Origin of the sequence: Kitasatospora sp. NPDC057692, assembly GCF_042799475.1 — a bacterium.
GTDB lineage: Bacteria > Actinomycetota > Actinomycetes > Streptomycetales > Streptomycetaceae > Kitasatospora.
Genome location: NZ_JBHVIV010000038.1, coordinates 13,098 through 26,602, shown reverse-complemented (window position 1 = coordinate 26,602; position 13,505 = coordinate 13,098). Strand labels below are relative to the sequence as shown.

The 13,505-nt window shown below is 74.3% G+C and carries 13 protein-coding genes; 4 read left to right on the top strand and 9 right to left on the bottom strand.

Features of this window, described 5'->3' with window-relative positions:
* Positions 1–36 precede the first annotated feature (36 nt).
* Together ACFVFS_RS21855 and ACFVFS_RS21850 are read right to left on the bottom strand one after the other, a co-directional pair.
* Entirely contained in the window at positions 37–429 is a 393-nt protein-coding gene (locus tag ACFVFS_RS21855; protein ID WP_380626266.1) for a hypothetical protein, read from the bottom strand.
* A 31-nt stretch (positions 430–460) separates the two neighbouring features.
* A complete protein-coding gene (locus tag ACFVFS_RS21850) occupies positions 461–1,585 on the bottom strand; it encodes an FHA domain-containing protein (protein WP_380626265.1) in 1,125 nt (374 codons plus the stop codon).
* A 213-nt stretch (positions 1,586–1,798) separates the two neighbouring features.
* Between ACFVFS_RS21850 and ACFVFS_RS21845 the strand changes: the two genes are divergently transcribed.
* On the top strand, positions 1,799–2,536 hold the full coding sequence (locus ACFVFS_RS21845; protein WP_380626264.1) for a class I SAM-dependent methyltransferase: 738 nt from the start codon (positions 1,799–1,801) through the stop codon (positions 2,534–2,536).
* A 156-nt stretch (positions 2,537–2,692) separates the two neighbouring features.
* Positions 2,693–3,391, top strand: coding sequence for a DUF3152 domain-containing protein (locus ACFVFS_RS21840; RefSeq protein ID WP_380626263.1), 699 nt, complete (start codon positions 2,693–2,695; stop codon positions 3,389–3,391).
* A gap of 136 nt (positions 3,392–3,527) precedes the next feature.
* Here ACFVFS_RS21840 and pntB read toward each other — a convergent pair whose 3' ends face one another.
* From pntB to ACFVFS_RS21825, 3 genes are all read right to left on the bottom strand, one after another.
* Positions 3,528–4,985 carry a Re/Si-specific NAD(P)(+) transhydrogenase subunit beta gene (pntB, locus tag ACFVFS_RS21835; protein WP_380626262.1) on the bottom strand — a complete coding sequence of 486 codons (1,458 nt, stop codon included), beginning with the start codon at positions 4,983–4,985 and terminating at the stop codon, positions 3,528–3,530.
* Positions 4,986–4,991: 6 nt separating this feature from the next.
* Entirely contained in the window at positions 4,992–6,569 is a 1,578-nt protein-coding gene (locus ACFVFS_RS21830) for a Re/Si-specific NAD(P)(+) transhydrogenase subunit alpha (protein WP_380626306.1), read from the bottom strand.
* A gap of 162 nt (positions 6,570–6,731) precedes the next feature.
* Entirely contained in the window at positions 6,732–7,367 is a 636-nt protein-coding gene (locus tag ACFVFS_RS21825) for a TetR/AcrR family transcriptional regulator (protein ID WP_380626261.1), read from the bottom strand.
* A gap of 96 nt (positions 7,368–7,463) precedes the next feature.
* On the opposite strand from ACFVFS_RS21825, the gene ACFVFS_RS21820 reads away from it, so the two are divergent.
* Complete coding sequence (locus tag ACFVFS_RS21820) at positions 7,464–8,945, top strand: FAD-dependent monooxygenase (protein WP_380626260.1); 1,482 nt, start codon at positions 7,464–7,466, stop codon at positions 8,943–8,945.
* 28 nt (positions 8,946–8,973) lie between these two features.
* Here ACFVFS_RS21820 and ACFVFS_RS21815 read toward each other — a convergent pair whose 3' ends face one another.
* The 4 genes from ACFVFS_RS21815 to ACFVFS_RS21800 form a co-directional block, all read right to left on the bottom strand.
* On the bottom strand, positions 8,974–9,342 hold the full coding sequence (locus tag ACFVFS_RS21815) for a cupin domain-containing protein (protein WP_380626259.1): 369 nt from the start codon (positions 9,340–9,342) through the stop codon (positions 8,974–8,976).
* A 101-nt stretch (positions 9,343–9,443) separates the two neighbouring features.
* Entirely contained in the window at positions 9,444–10,091 is a 648-nt protein-coding gene (locus tag ACFVFS_RS21810) for a hypothetical protein (protein WP_380626258.1), read from the bottom strand.
* Between the two features lie 172 nt (positions 10,092–10,263).
* Positions 10,264–11,358, bottom strand: a complete 1,095-nt coding sequence (locus ACFVFS_RS21805; RefSeq protein WP_380626257.1) for a substrate-binding domain-containing protein — start codon at positions 11,356–11,358, stop codon at positions 10,264–10,266.
* A 585-nt stretch (positions 11,359–11,943) separates the two neighbouring features.
* Entirely contained in the window at positions 11,944–12,765 is an 822-nt protein-coding gene (locus ACFVFS_RS21800) for an alpha/beta fold hydrolase (protein ID WP_380626305.1), read from the bottom strand.
* A gap of 217 nt (positions 12,766–12,982) precedes the next feature.
* Between ACFVFS_RS21800 and ACFVFS_RS21795 the strand changes: the two genes are divergently transcribed.
* The gene (locus ACFVFS_RS21795) at positions 12,983–13,462 is read left to right on the top strand and encodes a flavin reductase family protein (RefSeq protein WP_380626256.1); all 480 of its coding nucleotides are present in this window, start codon (positions 12,983–12,985) and stop codon (positions 13,460–13,462) included.
* Positions 13,463–13,505 lie beyond the last annotated feature (43 nt).

Here is a 13,505-nt window from a genome sequence, read left to right as displayed (position 1 = left end):
GACCGCCTACGACCACCGATCCTTCGCATCATTCCCCTAGACGCCGAGGGCCTGGAGGATCGGGCGGCCCAGGGTGCCGAGCCAGCCGGCCAGTGCGGAGATCGGGCCGATCAGGCCGGTGCCCGCGGTCACCAGGGCGCCGGCCGAGGTGAGCAGGCGGGTGACCCGGGTGAGGCGGCCCGCGACGGCCTCGCGGTCCGGCTCCGGGCGGGCGACCTCGGTGTCCAGCGCGTCGATCTCGGACCGGACCTCGGGAGCCACCGCCGGGGGCAGCGGTTCCCGCTCCACGGCCGCGCGCAGCTCGCCGACCAGCTCCCGGACGTCCCGGCCGTCGGCCGTGAGGTGGCCGCGCTGGCCGCCGTGGACGGTCTGGTCGCCCGCGACGTTGTTGATGACGCCGCCCTGCTGGCTGCCGATGTTGAAGACCATGACGGTCCTTTCGCCAGGGACCCGGGCCGCCTCAGCCGGACGGCGACGGGTCCGGGTCCGGATTGAGGCGGCGCTCCTCCTCCCTCTCGTACCGGCGCTGCCGGATCACCGACCGGATCAGCACCGCGCAGCCGAAGACCAGCAGCAGCACGCCGGTCACCCCGAGCACGACGCTGGCGCTGTGCGCGATGCCCTGGATCCGGTCGCCGAGCACGTCCGGGTTCGAACCCTCCCATCCGAGGAAGGCGCTGCCGAGCAGGGCCAGCGCCAGGCCCGTGACCAGCACGTGCCGGGCCCAGATCCGGGTGGTGGCGATCTTGCGGAAGAAGGTCTCGCGGCGGGCCACCTGCAGGTGGTCGTCCTGCCAGATGTAGTTGACCTGGTCCCTGCCGATGTTGCTGAGGTTCCCCTTGGCCCGCTGCTGGTTGACGTCGAATCGCGGCGCGTCCCGCGGCGGGACGTTCAGCCGCGGCAGCGAGGCCTGCGAGTCCGGCGAGCCCTTTGAGGCCTGCGGAACCTGCGAGGCCTGCAAGACCTGTGAGTACTGCGCGGACTGCGGGGCCCGCGCGCGGTGCCGGGGAGGCGGGGAGTACGGCGGCGCGGACGGCCTCGGCGGGTCGGCGGGCCCGGGCGGGGGCTTCGCCTTCGGGGGCTCCTTGCGGCGGGCCGCCTGCTCCGGCGGGGCGGTTCCCTCCTGCGCCGTCGCGAGCTGCGGCTGGGGCCGCGGATGCGGCGTCGGCGCGGCCTCACCGCGGTGCCGGGGGGCCGGGGGGTCTTCGCCGGTGAGGAGGGCCGACACCTCCGGGTCCTTCTCGGCGACCTTGGTCGCCGCGTCCGCCGGCTCCTCGTAGTGGACCTCCAGTGGGCCGAAGCTCAGGACGTCCCCGCTGCGCAGAATCTGCTGGCCGAGCACCCGCTGGCCGTTCAGCCGGGTGCCGTTGGTGGAACTCAGGTCCTCCACGGTGGTGTGCCCGCCGGCCCACCACACCATGGCGTGGCGCCGGCTGAGCAGCGGGTCGACCAGCTGGAGCCCGCAGGTGGAGTCCCGGCCGACCACCAGTGGGTCATGGTCGAGCACGTACGACCGACCGCGGATCCGGTCGGGATTGTCGACGATCAGGCGAGGTAAGACCTGATCCTGTGAGGGCGGGCTCATGGCGCGGCCTCCTGCCGGGTGTCACCGGTCGAACCGGTGGGCCGCAGGGGCGGTGAAACGCCTCCCGGCCCGCCGGCTCGAATGCGTTCACTTCCAGTAAAGGCCACTTCGGGCCCGCCGCACAGCCCCGTCGGGACATCCCCGGTCAGGCCGCACGGCGACGGGACGGAGCGATACGCTGTGAACACCCTGTGTGATGTTCGGGAGGTCCTCATGAGCGTGACGAACCGGTACCGCGACTCCTGGGAGGGCTTCTGGCGCGACGCGCCCGAGGACGAGGGGGCGGTGATCTGGGACGCGGATCCGGCCCTCACCGCCGAACGCCACCTCGCGCTGTTCGAACCGCACCTGGCCGACCCCGGGCTGCCGGTCGTCGACCTCGGCTGCGGCAACGGCACCCAGACCCGCTTCCTGGCCGGCCGCTTCCCCCGCGTCCTCGGCGCCGACCTGTCCGCCGCCGCCGTCGCGCTGGCCCGGCGCTCGGACCCGGGGGAGCGGGCCTCCTACCTCCAGTTGGACGCCACCGACCGGGCGGCCGTCCGGGCCCTGCACGAGCGCCTCGGCGACGCCAACGTCTATCTGCGCGGCGTGATCCACCAGAGCGAGCCGGCCGACCGCGGCCCGGTCGCCGAGGCCGTCGCCGCACTGCTCGGCGCCCATGGCCGGGCCTTCCTCGTCGAGCTCTCCGAGGCGGCCAAGCGCGTCCTGGGTGACCTCGCGGGCGGCCCGGCCGGCCCGCCCCCGAAGCTGCGCCCGGTGTTCTCCCACGGGCTGGCCCCCGCCGAGGTCGCCGACGAGGCCTTCGGAGAGCTGCTCCGGGCGGCCGGTCTCACCGTTCTCGACTCGGGTGAACTCCCGCTTTCCACCACGGAGTTCACCGTGGACGGCGAGCGGATCGAGCTGCCGGCGCACTGGGCGGCGGTGGCCCCGGACGGCGCGCGGCCGTCCTGAGCCGCCCGCCGCCGCCACCCTGTCTTGCGTGATCCGGTGAACCGGGCGGGGCCGGTGGCGCGTCCTTCCTGACATGACCGTTGCACTGCCTGCTCCTCCGTTCCGCGCCCCCGCGCCGCCCGACCGCGCCGAGATACCCGGCGCCGGCGCCCGGCGATGCGGGTGAGGGCGCCGGGCCTCGGCGGGCGGGCGGGGTACGCGGCGGTCGCGCTGGCGGTGGTGGCCGCCGTGGCGGCGGGGCTGCTGTGGTGGAAGCCGTGGGCCGAGGACGCGCCGAAGCCGCTGGCGTTCACCACGGCGACCGGCGGCTCCGCCCGGTTCGGCACCGGTGAGAAGCTCTACCGCTACAAGGTGCGGGCCGAGAACGGGCTGAAGGCCAGTCCGGAGCAGTTCGCCGCCGAGGTGGACAAGATCCTCGGAGACACCAAGCGGGGCTGGGCGGCGGGCGGCGGCTGGTCGTTCCAGCGGGTGGACGCCGACCCGGTGGACTTCACGGTCTACCTGGCCACCCCGGAGTCCACCGACCGGATCTGCGGCCAGTACGGGCTGGACACCGGCGGCTGGGTCAACTGCGCCGCGAACCGCCAGGTCGTCATCAACCTCAAGCGCTGGACCGAGCTGTCGGAGTTCTACGTCGGACAGCCCGAGGAGTACCACGCCCTCGCCGTCAACCACGAGGTCGGGCACATCCTCGGGCAGGGCCACGTCGAGTGCCCCGGCCCGGGGGCGCCCGCGCCGGTGATGATGCAGCAGATCAAGGGCCTGCACGGCTGCGTGCCGAACGGCCGGCCGTACGGCGCGGACGGCACCCTGCTCACCGGCCCGCTGCTCCCGCCGGCCACACCCGCGCCCTGAGCAGGGCGCCGTCAGCGTGTCGTGAGCGCGCCGTGACCCTCCGGAGGATCCGCCGGGCCGATGCCCCGCCCGGCGGATCCTCCGGTCCCGCGCCGGTGACCGGGCCTCGGCCCAGGCCCCGGCCCTCGACCCGGCCCTAGACCCCGGCCCGGTCGGCGGCCGGGGCCGCGCCCGCCGGGAGCTCGGCGTCCAGGGCGCGCAGGATGTCCTCGACGCTCTGCTTGGCGTCGCCGAACAGCATGGCGCTGTTCTCCCGGAAGAACAGCGGGTTCTGCACCCCCGCGTAGCCGGAGGCCATCGACCGCTTGAACACGATCACCTGCTCCGCCTCCCAGACCCGCAGTACCGGCATGCCCGCGATCGGGCTGGCGGGGTCGTCCATGGCCGCCGGGTTGACGGTGTCGTTGGCGCCGATCACCAGGACGACGCCGGTGGCGGCGAGGTCGTCGTTGATCTCGTCCATCTCCAGGACGATGTCGTAGGGCACCTTCGCCTCGGCCAGCAGCACGTTCATATGACCGGGCAGCCGTCCGGCGACCGGGTGGACGCCGAAGCGCACGTCCACCCCGCGCTCGCGCAGCCGCCGGGTGAGCTCCGCGACCGGGTGCTGCGCCTGCGCCACCGCCATGCCGTAGCCCGGCGTGATGACGACCGACTTGGCCTGCGCGAGCTGCCGGGCCGCCTCCTCGGCGCGGACCTCCCGGTGCTCGCCCTGCTCCTCGCCGCCGCCCGACGGTGCCTCGATGCCGAAGCCGCCGGCGATGACGGACAGGAAGGACCGGTTCATCGCCCGGCACATGATGTACGACAGGTAGGCACCCGAGGACCCGACCAGCGCACCGGTGACGATGAGCAGGTTGTTGTCCAGCAGGAACCCGGCGGCCGCCGCGGCCCAGCCCGAGTAGCTGTTGAGCATGGAGACGACCACGGGCATGTCGCCGCCGCCGATCGAGGCGACCAGGTGCCAGCCCAGCGCGAGGGCGAGCACCGTCACCGAGATCATCAGGCCGGGGCCGGGGCTGACCGTGAACCAGACCGTCAGCGCCGCGAACGCGCCCAGCGCGCCCAGGTTCAGCGCGTTCTTGCCGGGCAGTGTCAACGGGCGCGAGGCGATCCGCGCGGACAGCTTGAGGAAGGCGATGATCGAGCCGGTGAAGGTGACCGCGCCGATGAAGATGCCGATGAACACCTCGGCGTGGTGGATGCGCAGCAGGTCCCCGGCGACGGCGGTCTGCGCCGCGCCGTGCGCCTCCACCTCCAGGTAGCTGTTCCAGCCGACCAGCACCGCGGCCAGGCCGACGAAGCTGTGCAGCACGGCGATCAGCTCCGGCATCCGGGTCATCTCGACCTGCCGCGCCCGGAGCAGGCCGATCGCGCCGCCCACCGCCATCGCGACGACGATCAGGGCGACGGCCCCGGCCGTGATGCTCCGCGCCGCCACCACGACGGTGGCGACCAGGGCGAGGGCCATGCCCGCGATGCCGTAGACGACGCCGGCCCGGGAGGTGCGGTGCTGGGAGAGCCCGGCCAGGCTGAGGATGAACAGCAGGGCGGCGACCAGGTCCGCGGCGTGGGCTGCCGTTGTGGAGGTCATCGGGCCTCAGCGCCTTTCGGGGGAGGTCGAGAACATGCTCAGCATCCGGCGGGTGACGGCGAAGCCGCCGAAGACGTTGACGCTGGTCAGGAGGATCGCCACGAAGGACAGCACGGTGACGAGCGTGCTCTCGTGCCCGATCTGCAGCAGCGCGCCGATCACCACGATCCCGGAGATCGCGTTGGTGACCGACATCAGCGGGGTGTGCAGTGCGTGGTGCACCTTGCCGATCACGTAGTAGCCGATCACCACGGCGAGCGCGAACACCGTGAAGTTCCGGGCGAGTTGGGCTGGAGCGAAGCCGACCAGCAGGAACATCGCCAGCATCCCGGCGCCGATCAGGCCGAACCGGGCCGCCGGGGTGAGCCGGGGCCGCCTCGGCTCGGCGGCCGCGCCGTCCGCCGCGGCGGGCACCGCCGCGGGGGCGGGCGCGGCGGAGACCGCGACGGGCGGCGGCGGCCAGGTGACCTCACCCGGGCGGGCCACCGTCACCGCCCGCTGCACCACGTCCTCGAAGTCCAGCACCAGCCGCCCGTCCCGTCCCGGCGTCAGCAGCTTCAGCAGGTTCACCAGGTTGGTGCCGAACAGCTGCGAGGCCTGGGCCGGCAGCCGGGCGGCGAGGTCGGTGTACCCGATGAGGGTGACACCGTTGTCGGTGACCACCGTCCGGCCGGCGACCGTGCCCTCGACGTTGCCGCCCTGCGCGGCGGCCATGTCGACGATGACGCTGCCCGGTTTCATCGCCGCCACGTCCGCCGCGGTGAGCAGTCGCGGAGCCGGCCGGCCGGGGATCAGCGCGGTGGTGACCACGATGTCCACGTCCTGCGCCTGCGCGTGGTAGAGCTCGGCCGCCGCGCGGTCGTAGTCGGCCGAGGTCGCCTTGGCGTAGCCGTCGGTGCCCGCCTCCTGGGCGACGTCCACCGCCAGGTACTCGCCGCCCAGCGACCTGACCTGGTCGGCCACCTCGGGCCGCGGGTCGGTGGCGCGGACGACGGCCCCCAGGCTGGAGGCGGCACCGATCGCGGCGAGCCCCGCCACGCCGGCCCCCGCCACCAGCACCTTCGCCGGGGGCACCTTGCCGGCGGCCGTCACCTGGCCGGTGAAGAACCGTCCGAACACGTGGGCCGCCTCGATCACCGCCCGGTACCCGGCGATGTTCGCCATCGAGCTGAGCACGTCCATCGACTGGGCGCGCGAGATCCGCGGCACCGCGTCCAGCGCGAGCGCGGTGACCGGGCGCTCCGCCAGCGCGGCCAGCAGCTCGGGCCGCTGCGCCGGGGCGAGCAGGCCGATCAGGGTCGCGCCGTCGCGCAGCCGGGCGAGCTCGGCGGTGGAGGGAGCGTTGACCTTGAGGACGACATCGGCCGCCCAGGCGTCGCCGGTCTCCGCGCCGGCCCCGGTGTAGGCCTCGTCGGTGAAGCCGGAGGCGGTGCCCGCCCCGGACTCGACCACGACCCGGTAGCCGAGGGCCAGGATGCCGCGGACCGTCGACGGTGTCGCGGCGACCCGGGTCTCGCCGGCGGTCGACTCGGCGACCACACCGATGCGCTGCGGTGGGTGGTGCGTTGAGCCCTGTGCAGTCATCACTCGTGCCTCTCTGATCGGAGGAACCGTTGACGGCGGGATCCGCCATTTCCAAGGAGTCGCGCCCCTTGGAGGCAGGAACCTACCCGCCACGGCCCCGGGAGGCGACGGGGCGTGGCCGTGACGTCCTTCACCGGTTCGGGTCCGACCGGGCCCGGGGCTTCAGAATCCGTGGGCGGCGGAGCCGTCGCGCAGCAGGCCGAAGGCGGTGGCGGTCTCGGCGGCGGCGGTCCGGCCGACCTCCTCGGCGTCCTCCCCGGCGGCGAGCCGGGTCCAGACGGCGTGCGCGAGCACCTGGCGGACGGCCACGTACTGGGCGGCGACCAGGCGGGCGGCGGTGCCGCCGTCCGGGTCCAGCGCCTCGGTGAGCGCGCGGGCGTCGGTGGCGAGGTAGTCCACCAGGTGGGCGGAGAGGCTGGGGGTCTCGTAGACCAGCCGGAGGAAGGCGAGCGCCCCGGGCTCGGTGGCCATCCCGGTGCTGGGGTCGTGGGCCGCCAGCCCCTCCAGGCGGTGGCGCTCCAGCGCGTCCAGCGGGGTGACCCCGGCGGGGCGGTCGCGCACCACCCGGCCGGCCTCGCCGAGGTGGTCGGCGAAACGGTGCAGGACCAGCTCCTCCTTGCTGGCGAAGTACCGGAACAGGGTGGGCTTGGAGACCTCGGCCGCGGTGGCGATCTCGGCCACCGAGACCTGGTCGAAGCCCCGGGCCAGGAAGAGGGCGATGGCGGTGTCGGCGATGGCCCGGCGGGTGCGCTGCTTCTTCAGGGTCCGCAGGCCCGTGTCCGGTTCGTTGGGGATCATGAAGGGATCATAACTCAGGCACTTTTGTTACTCGGTTGCGTTTGTTACCGAGTTGCTGTTCCATGGGGTCATCGACAACCGGAAGGGGCGAGACACATGACGACCGTGGTGATCGCGGGGGCGGGGCCGACCGGACTGACCCTGGCGTGCGGGCTGGCCCGGCAGGGCGTGGCGGTCCGGGTGATCGACCGGGCGCCGGAGTTCCCCACCGGCTCGCGCGGCAAGACGCTCAACCCGCGCAGCCTGGAGATCCTCGCCGACCTCGGCCTGGGCGAGGGGCTGGCCGCCGCCGGCCGCACCCACCTGCCGTTCCGCAAGTACTTCGACGGTGAGTTCGTCAACGAGACCGAGCCGTTCGCGGGAGCCGAGGCGACCGCCGCCATCCCGTACGCGGCGAGCCTGTGGCTGCCGCAGACCCGGGTGGAGCGGCTGCTGCGCGAGCGGCTGGCCGGGTTCGGGGTGCGGGTCGAACGCGGCACCGAACTGGTGGACCTGCGGCAGGACGGCGCCGGGGTGGAGGTCCGGCTCGCCGGCGGCGGGCGGATCGCTGCCGAGTACCTGGTCGCCTGCGACGGCGGGCGCTCGACGGTGCGCAAGCTGCTCGGCATCCCGTTCGTCGGCACCGGCGACCCGGAGCCGGTGATGGTCTGCGGCGACGTCGAGGTGGAGGGGCTGGACCCGGCCGCCTGGCACCAGTGGTTCGGGCCGCAGGGCGCGTTCATGCTCTGCCCGTTCCCCGGCACCCGCCGCTGGCAGCTGCAGTCGAGCCCGGAGACGGGCACCGACGGCCGGCCGGTGGCCCCGTCGCTGGAGGGCTTCCAGCGGCTGGCCGCCCTGCACACCGGGCGCGCCGACCTCAGGCTGGACAACGCGACCTGGCTGTCCACCTGGCGGGTCAACGTCCGGATGGCCGAGCGCTACCGCGAGGGGCGGGTCTTCCTGGCCGGCGACTGCGCCCACGTCCACCCCACGGCGGGCGGCCTCGGCATGAACACCGGGATCCAGGACGCCTGGAACCTCGCCTGGAAGCTCGGGTACGTGCTGCGCGGCCTGGCCGGACCGGCCCTGCTGGACACCTACCAGGAGGAGCGGCTGCCGATCGCCGCCTGGACCCTCGACGTCACCAGCGCCGGGATGGCCGCCGTCACCGAGGGCATCACCACCCCCGGGATCGGCGTCGAGGTCGGCCGGGTGGGCGACCTCACCGGCATCGCCCTGACCTACCGGTGGAGCAGCCTGGCCGCCGGCCGCCCCGCCGGACCCGTCCGGGCGGGCGACCGGGCGCCCGACAGCCCCTGCCCGGCCCCCGACGGCGGTCCGGCCCGCCTCTTCGAGCACTTCGCCGGCGACCACTTCACCCTGCTCGGCCTCGGACCCGGCGCCCGCCCCGCTCTCGCCGGCCTCCCCGCCCACGTCCGCCCGGTCCCGCTCGCCGACCCCGACGGCGCGATCCGCCGGGCCTACGGAATCACCGGTGACGCCCTGGTCCTCGTCCGGCCGGACAACCACATCGCCCTCACCGCACCGCCCACCGCCCCCGACGCGGTCCTCGGCTACCTCGCGGGACTGGGAGCGTAGGCCTGTCGACCGCCGGGGCGACGGGCCGTCAGGGGCGGGGGCGGATGGCCATGCCGGGCCGCCGCCGGTGGACGGTCAGATAGACGACGCCCTCCGGCCCCGCCGACACACCGCGGGCCGCGCCGCGCGGCAGCAGCCGCAGCACGCCCGCCTCCAGCGGGTGCGCGACGCCGCCGCAGCGCAGCGTGCCCTGCCCGGCGATCCCCAGCACCAGCACGTCCAGCTCCGGCTCGACGTGCTCGGCGACGGTCGCCCCGGGCCGCAGCCGCACCACATTGGCGTCCAGCTGGCGCTCCGCCCCGGTCAGCCGCCACAGGGCCCCGGTCCCGTCGGCGGCCGCCTCGCGCAGCAGTTCGTCCAGGACCGCGCCCTCGCCGAGGGTCTCCTCGTCCGTCATGCCGGACATCATGGCACCCGTCCGGTCCGCGCCCGTCATTTGCTGCACGCGCCCTGCGCCGGCCCGGCCCCGTCCCCGCACGGACGGGCCCGGCCGACCGGTTACCGCGCGGCCAGGGCGACGGGCAGCCCGGCCTCGATGCGCTGCAGCAGACGGCCCCCGTGGACGCCGGGGGCGTCGAAGTTGCGCAGCTCGTCGGGGTCGTTCTCGCCCTCGGCGCGCAGGACCTCGGGCACCAGCACGCTCTCGGGGGCGACCGGCGCCTCCCCGTCGGGCGCGAGGTACGGGGGCGCCAGCACCGGGCCGTGCAGGGTGCCGCCGATGAGGTCGGGGCTGAACTCGGAGGACAGGACGGTGACCTGGGCGCGCAGATCGCCGCTGATCATCACCAGCTTGTCGGTCATGTGGCCGACGAAGGCGCCGACCCTGACGTCCCCCCGGACCAGGAGCTTGGCATCGCCCTCCAGGTAGACCGCGGCGGCCCGGAGGTCGCCCAGGACGATCAGCGCGGGGCAGCCGTCGTCGGTGTTGAGGATCGCGCCGCCGACGGTGAGGTCGCCGTCGACGATGTAGCCGGTGCCGTCCGGCTCGGCGGCGTCGAGGTCGAGGTTCCCCTCGACCGCCAGGTCGCCGGTGTGGACGTCGTACTCCTCCTCGTAGAGGTTCTCGTAGGAGTCCTCGGGCAGGCCGCGGCGCTCGAAGAGGGCCACGGAGTCGTCCCAACTGCGCAGTGTGGTCGTGATGTTCATGGACGGAACTGTCCCACGCGCCACTGTCAGCCGCCCCGTCGGCGGTCCTCCGGCCGCCCGGGGCGGCGGCTCCGAGGCCGTGCGGGTCCTGGGGGAGCGTCTCGCGGGCCGCTGAGGCACGGCGGCCCCGGACACGCCTTCGGGTGTCCGGGGCCGCCGGGCCGTCGGCGGGTCAGTGGACGATCGTGCCGCAGACGGGCGAGGGCAGGCTCTGGAACCCGTGGCTGCGGATGGTGGCCTGGCCCTGCCGGCAGATCCACCCGGCGGTGCCGAAGACGGCGCGCAGGGCGGTGCCGTGGGCGTCCTGTGCGGTCCACTCGGCCGGGCGGACGACGGAGGACAGCATCCGGCCGAACGGCGTCGCCGTGAAGGAGGGGTTGATGGTCTGGGTGGCGGTGACCGGGGCGACGCCGTTGATCGACCGCGGGGTCAGGACGCCGGGTTCGTCGCCGGGGGTGGTGTGGCCGCCGTACACCTGGCCGATGTAGCGGCCGACGGAGTACGGCACCAGGGCGTCGGGGTTCTGGAGGATCGGGTCGGTGCCCTCGTTCTCGCGGGACACCACGCTGACGCAGGAGTGGTCGAAGCCGAGGTCCTGGACGGCCTGGGCGTAGCCGATCTTCTCCAGGAAGAAGATCGTGGCGTCGAGTCCGGTGCCGTGCACGCCGTAGTAGTCCACCGTGAGCTGGCCGCTGACGACCGGCCGGATGACGGTGTTGGGGAGCGACGGGCTGATCTGGCTCCACCGGGTGATCTGGCAGGAGTAGATCGCGGTCAGCTGGGCGGTGGTCAGGGTGGCCGGCGCGTTGCCGGCGGCCGGCGCGGCCCAGCTGACGGCGTCCTTGGCCAGCGCGACGAAGGTCAGCGGGAGGTTGGTGGCCCCGTCGACCGGGTCGGTGGGCTTCGGCGGACGGGTGGCACGGGCGAAGTCGAGCGTGTCCTTGGTGGTCCCGGTCAGGGCGTAGAGGCCGGCGTCCGTGCTCCACGGCCGGGCGATGGCCGTCGCCCCGTACTTGGTGAAGACCGGGTTCGGTCCGGTGGAGTCGAAGCTGTAGAGCCGGGGCGAGGTGGTGTTCCCGGCGAGGAAGGCGTTGTACTCGGTGGAGAGCTGGGTGTACAGGCTCTCGGTCGCCTCCGCGCCGACGCCGACGATGTCCTGGGCGTTGGGGAGGGCGATCGGGTCGGCGGGGGCGGGGGCGGTGGCGGTGAGCACCAGCGCGCCGGCGAGGGCGAGGGCCGAGGCGGCCCGGGCGACGAAGCGGAGCATGGACAGACCTGCTCTCCGGAAGGGGTGTCGGGCGGAGTCCCGGCGGTATCCTCGGCCTCCCGTCGGGCGGCCGGAAGTGCCCTTCCGCCGGTGGTCCGACCGGGCCTGCCGTCGCGCCGCAGGTCACCCCCGCCCGGCCGCCAGGTCGGCCCCCGGCCGTACTTCCGCAGGACGTCCAGCGGCCTCCTGCCGGCCACCGCCCGAGGGGTCCTGGGGGTGGCCGGTGGAAGAACAGTCGGCGCCCGCTCGGGGGGCGGGGCCGCGCGACCTGCGGCGTGCGGCCGCCCCGGGGCCGGGCCGAGGAGGTGCGGGGTTCCGGGGGCCGGGTCGGGCCGTCAAGGATGCCGTCGGGTCCACGAACGACGAACGACGACGAACGACGACGAACGACAACTCCCCGTGGAGAGAAGGCCTGTCCATGCTCCGTCTCGCCGCCCGGGCCGCCTCGGCCCTCGCCCTCGCCTTCCTGGTCCTCCCCAGGGGGGCCTGCGGCGCGACCCTCCACATCTGACCGGCGCGCGCCGAGGCCCCGGTCGTCCGGCGGCGGTGAGACCGTCGGACGGCCGGGGCTCCGGCGCGGGCCGGTCAGGCCGCGACGAACTCGACGAGGTCCTTGGTGAACGCGGCCTCGTAGGCGCCGACCAGGCCGTGCGGCGCGCCCGGGTAGACCTTCAGGGTCCCCTGGGGGAGCAGCTCGACGGCCTTCTGGGCAGAGGCGGCGATCGGGACGATCTGGTCGTCGTCACCGTGGGCGACCAGGACCGGGATGTCGATCTTCTTGAGGTCCTCGGTGAAGTCGGTCTCCGAGAACGCCTCGATGCAGTCCAGGGCGCCCTTCAGGCCGGCCTGCATGCCCTGCAGCCAGAACTCCCGGCGCTTGCCCTCGGAGACCTCCGCGCCCGGGCGGTTGAAGCCGTAGAAGGCCTCGCTCAGGTCGTAGTAGAACTGCGAGCGGTCGGCGGCGACACCCGCGCGGATGCCGTCGAAGGCCGACAGCGGGGTGCCCTCGGGGTTGGCGTCGGTGCGCAGCATCAGCGGCGGGACGGCTCCCAGCAGGACGGCCTTGCGCACCCGGGCGCTGCCGTGCCGGCCCAGGTAGCGGGCGACCTCGCCGCCGCCGGTCGAGTGGCCGACCAGCACCGCGTCGGTCAGGTCGAGCTGGTCCATCAGCTCGGCCAGGTCGTCGGCGTACTGGTCCATGTGGTTGCCGTCCCACGTCTGGGTGGAGCGGCCGTGGCCGCGCCGGTCGTGGGCGATGACCCGGAAGCCGGCGGAGGCGAGCGCCACGGCCTGGCCCTCCCACGCGTCGGCGTTCAGCGGCCAGCCGTGCGAGAGGACGACGGGCCGTCCGCTGCCCCAGTCCTTGTAGAACTTCTGGGAACCGTCGGAAAGGGTGATGAAGGGCATGACGGCCTTTCGGTCGTGCTCGCTGAGCAGGGAGATGATCGGCCGGTCCGGATTCAGGCGTTCCGTCCGGCCGATCCCCAGCATGACCGGCCGACTGCCCGTCGGCACCCTTTCGGGGCCTCCTGTGCACCGTCGGTCAAGGTCCGTGCGGTCCGGGACAGGTCCGCACCCCGATCCGGCGGGTGCGAAGCCCCGGACGGGTTCCTAGGCTGGGGGTATGGGCGACTTCGACACGTTCGCGGCCCTGCTGGACTACCCGGTGTACGTGGTCACCGCGCCCGGGCCGCCGCCGGCGGGGTGCCTGGTCGGCTTCGCGGGCCAGTGCTCGATCGACCCCGTGCGGTTCGTGGTGTGGATCTCCAAGGCCAACCACACCCACGACGCGGCCCTCGCCGCCGACGCGCTGGGCGTCCACCTGCTGCCGTACGGGCACGGGCTGGCCGCGCTGTTCGGCGGCCGCAGCGGCGACGACACCGACAAGTTCGCGGGCGTCGAGTGGTACCACGGCCCGTTCGGGGTGCCGGTGCTCGCGGAGGCGCCCGCGTGGTTCGTCGGCCGGGTGCTGGACTGCGCCGACTGGGGCGACCACACCGGCCTGCTGCTGGCCCCGGTGGCCGTCGAGGCGCCGCCCGCCGGCACCGCCGCGGTCCTGTCCTACCGCGACGTCGACGGCATCGAGGCCGGCCACCCCGCCTGAGCGGGCGGCGGGGCAGCCGGCGGACCGCCTGTCGGTGGCCCGG

What these genes read in the sequence shown, in the direction of transcription:
- ACFVFS_RS21855 (WP_380626266.1), bottom strand. Translation starts at nt 429, where the DNA reads ATGGTCTTCAACATCGGCAGCCAGCAGGGCGGCGTCATCAACAACGTC.
- ACFVFS_RS21850 (WP_380626265.1), bottom strand. Translation starts at nt 1,585, where the DNA reads ATGAGCCCGCCCTCACAGGATCAGGTCTTACCTCGCCTGATCGTCGAC.
- ACFVFS_RS21845 (WP_380626264.1), top strand. Translation starts at nt 1,799, where the DNA reads ATGAGCGTGACGAACCGGTACCGCGACTCCTGGGAGGGCTTCTGGCGC.
- ACFVFS_RS21840 (WP_380626263.1), top strand. Translation starts at nt 2,693, where the DNA reads ATGCGGGTGAGGGCGCCGGGCCTCGGCGGGCGGGCGGGGTACGCGGCG.
- pntB (WP_380626262.1), bottom strand. Translation starts at nt 4,985, where the DNA reads ATGACCTCCACAACGGCAGCCCACGCCGCGGACCTGGTCGCCGCCCTG.
- ACFVFS_RS21830 (WP_380626306.1), bottom strand. Translation starts at nt 6,569, where the DNA reads ATGACTGCACAGGGCTCAACGCACCACCCACCGCAGCGCATCGGTGTG.
- ACFVFS_RS21825 (WP_380626261.1), bottom strand. Translation starts at nt 7,367, where the DNA reads ATGATCCCCAACGAACCGGACACGGGCCTGCGGACCCTGAAGAAGCAG.
- ACFVFS_RS21820 (WP_380626260.1), top strand. Translation starts at nt 7,464, where the DNA reads ATGACGACCGTGGTGATCGCGGGGGCGGGGCCGACCGGACTGACCCTG.
- ACFVFS_RS21815 (WP_380626259.1), bottom strand. Translation starts at nt 9,342, where the DNA reads ATGACGGACGAGGAGACCCTCGGCGAGGGCGCGGTCCTGGACGAACTG.
- ACFVFS_RS21810 (WP_380626258.1), bottom strand. Translation starts at nt 10,091, where the DNA reads ATGAACATCACGACCACACTGCGCAGTTGGGACGACTCCGTGGCCCTC.
- ACFVFS_RS21805 (WP_380626257.1), bottom strand. Translation starts at nt 11,358, where the DNA reads ATGCTCCGCTTCGTCGCCCGGGCCGCCTCGGCCCTCGCCCTCGCCGGC.
- ACFVFS_RS21800 (WP_380626305.1), bottom strand. Translation starts at nt 12,765, where the DNA reads ATGCCCTTCATCACCCTTTCCGACGGTTCCCAGAAGTTCTACAAGGAC.
- ACFVFS_RS21795 (WP_380626256.1), top strand. Translation starts at nt 12,983, where the DNA reads ATGGGCGACTTCGACACGTTCGCGGCCCTGCTGGACTACCCGGTGTAC.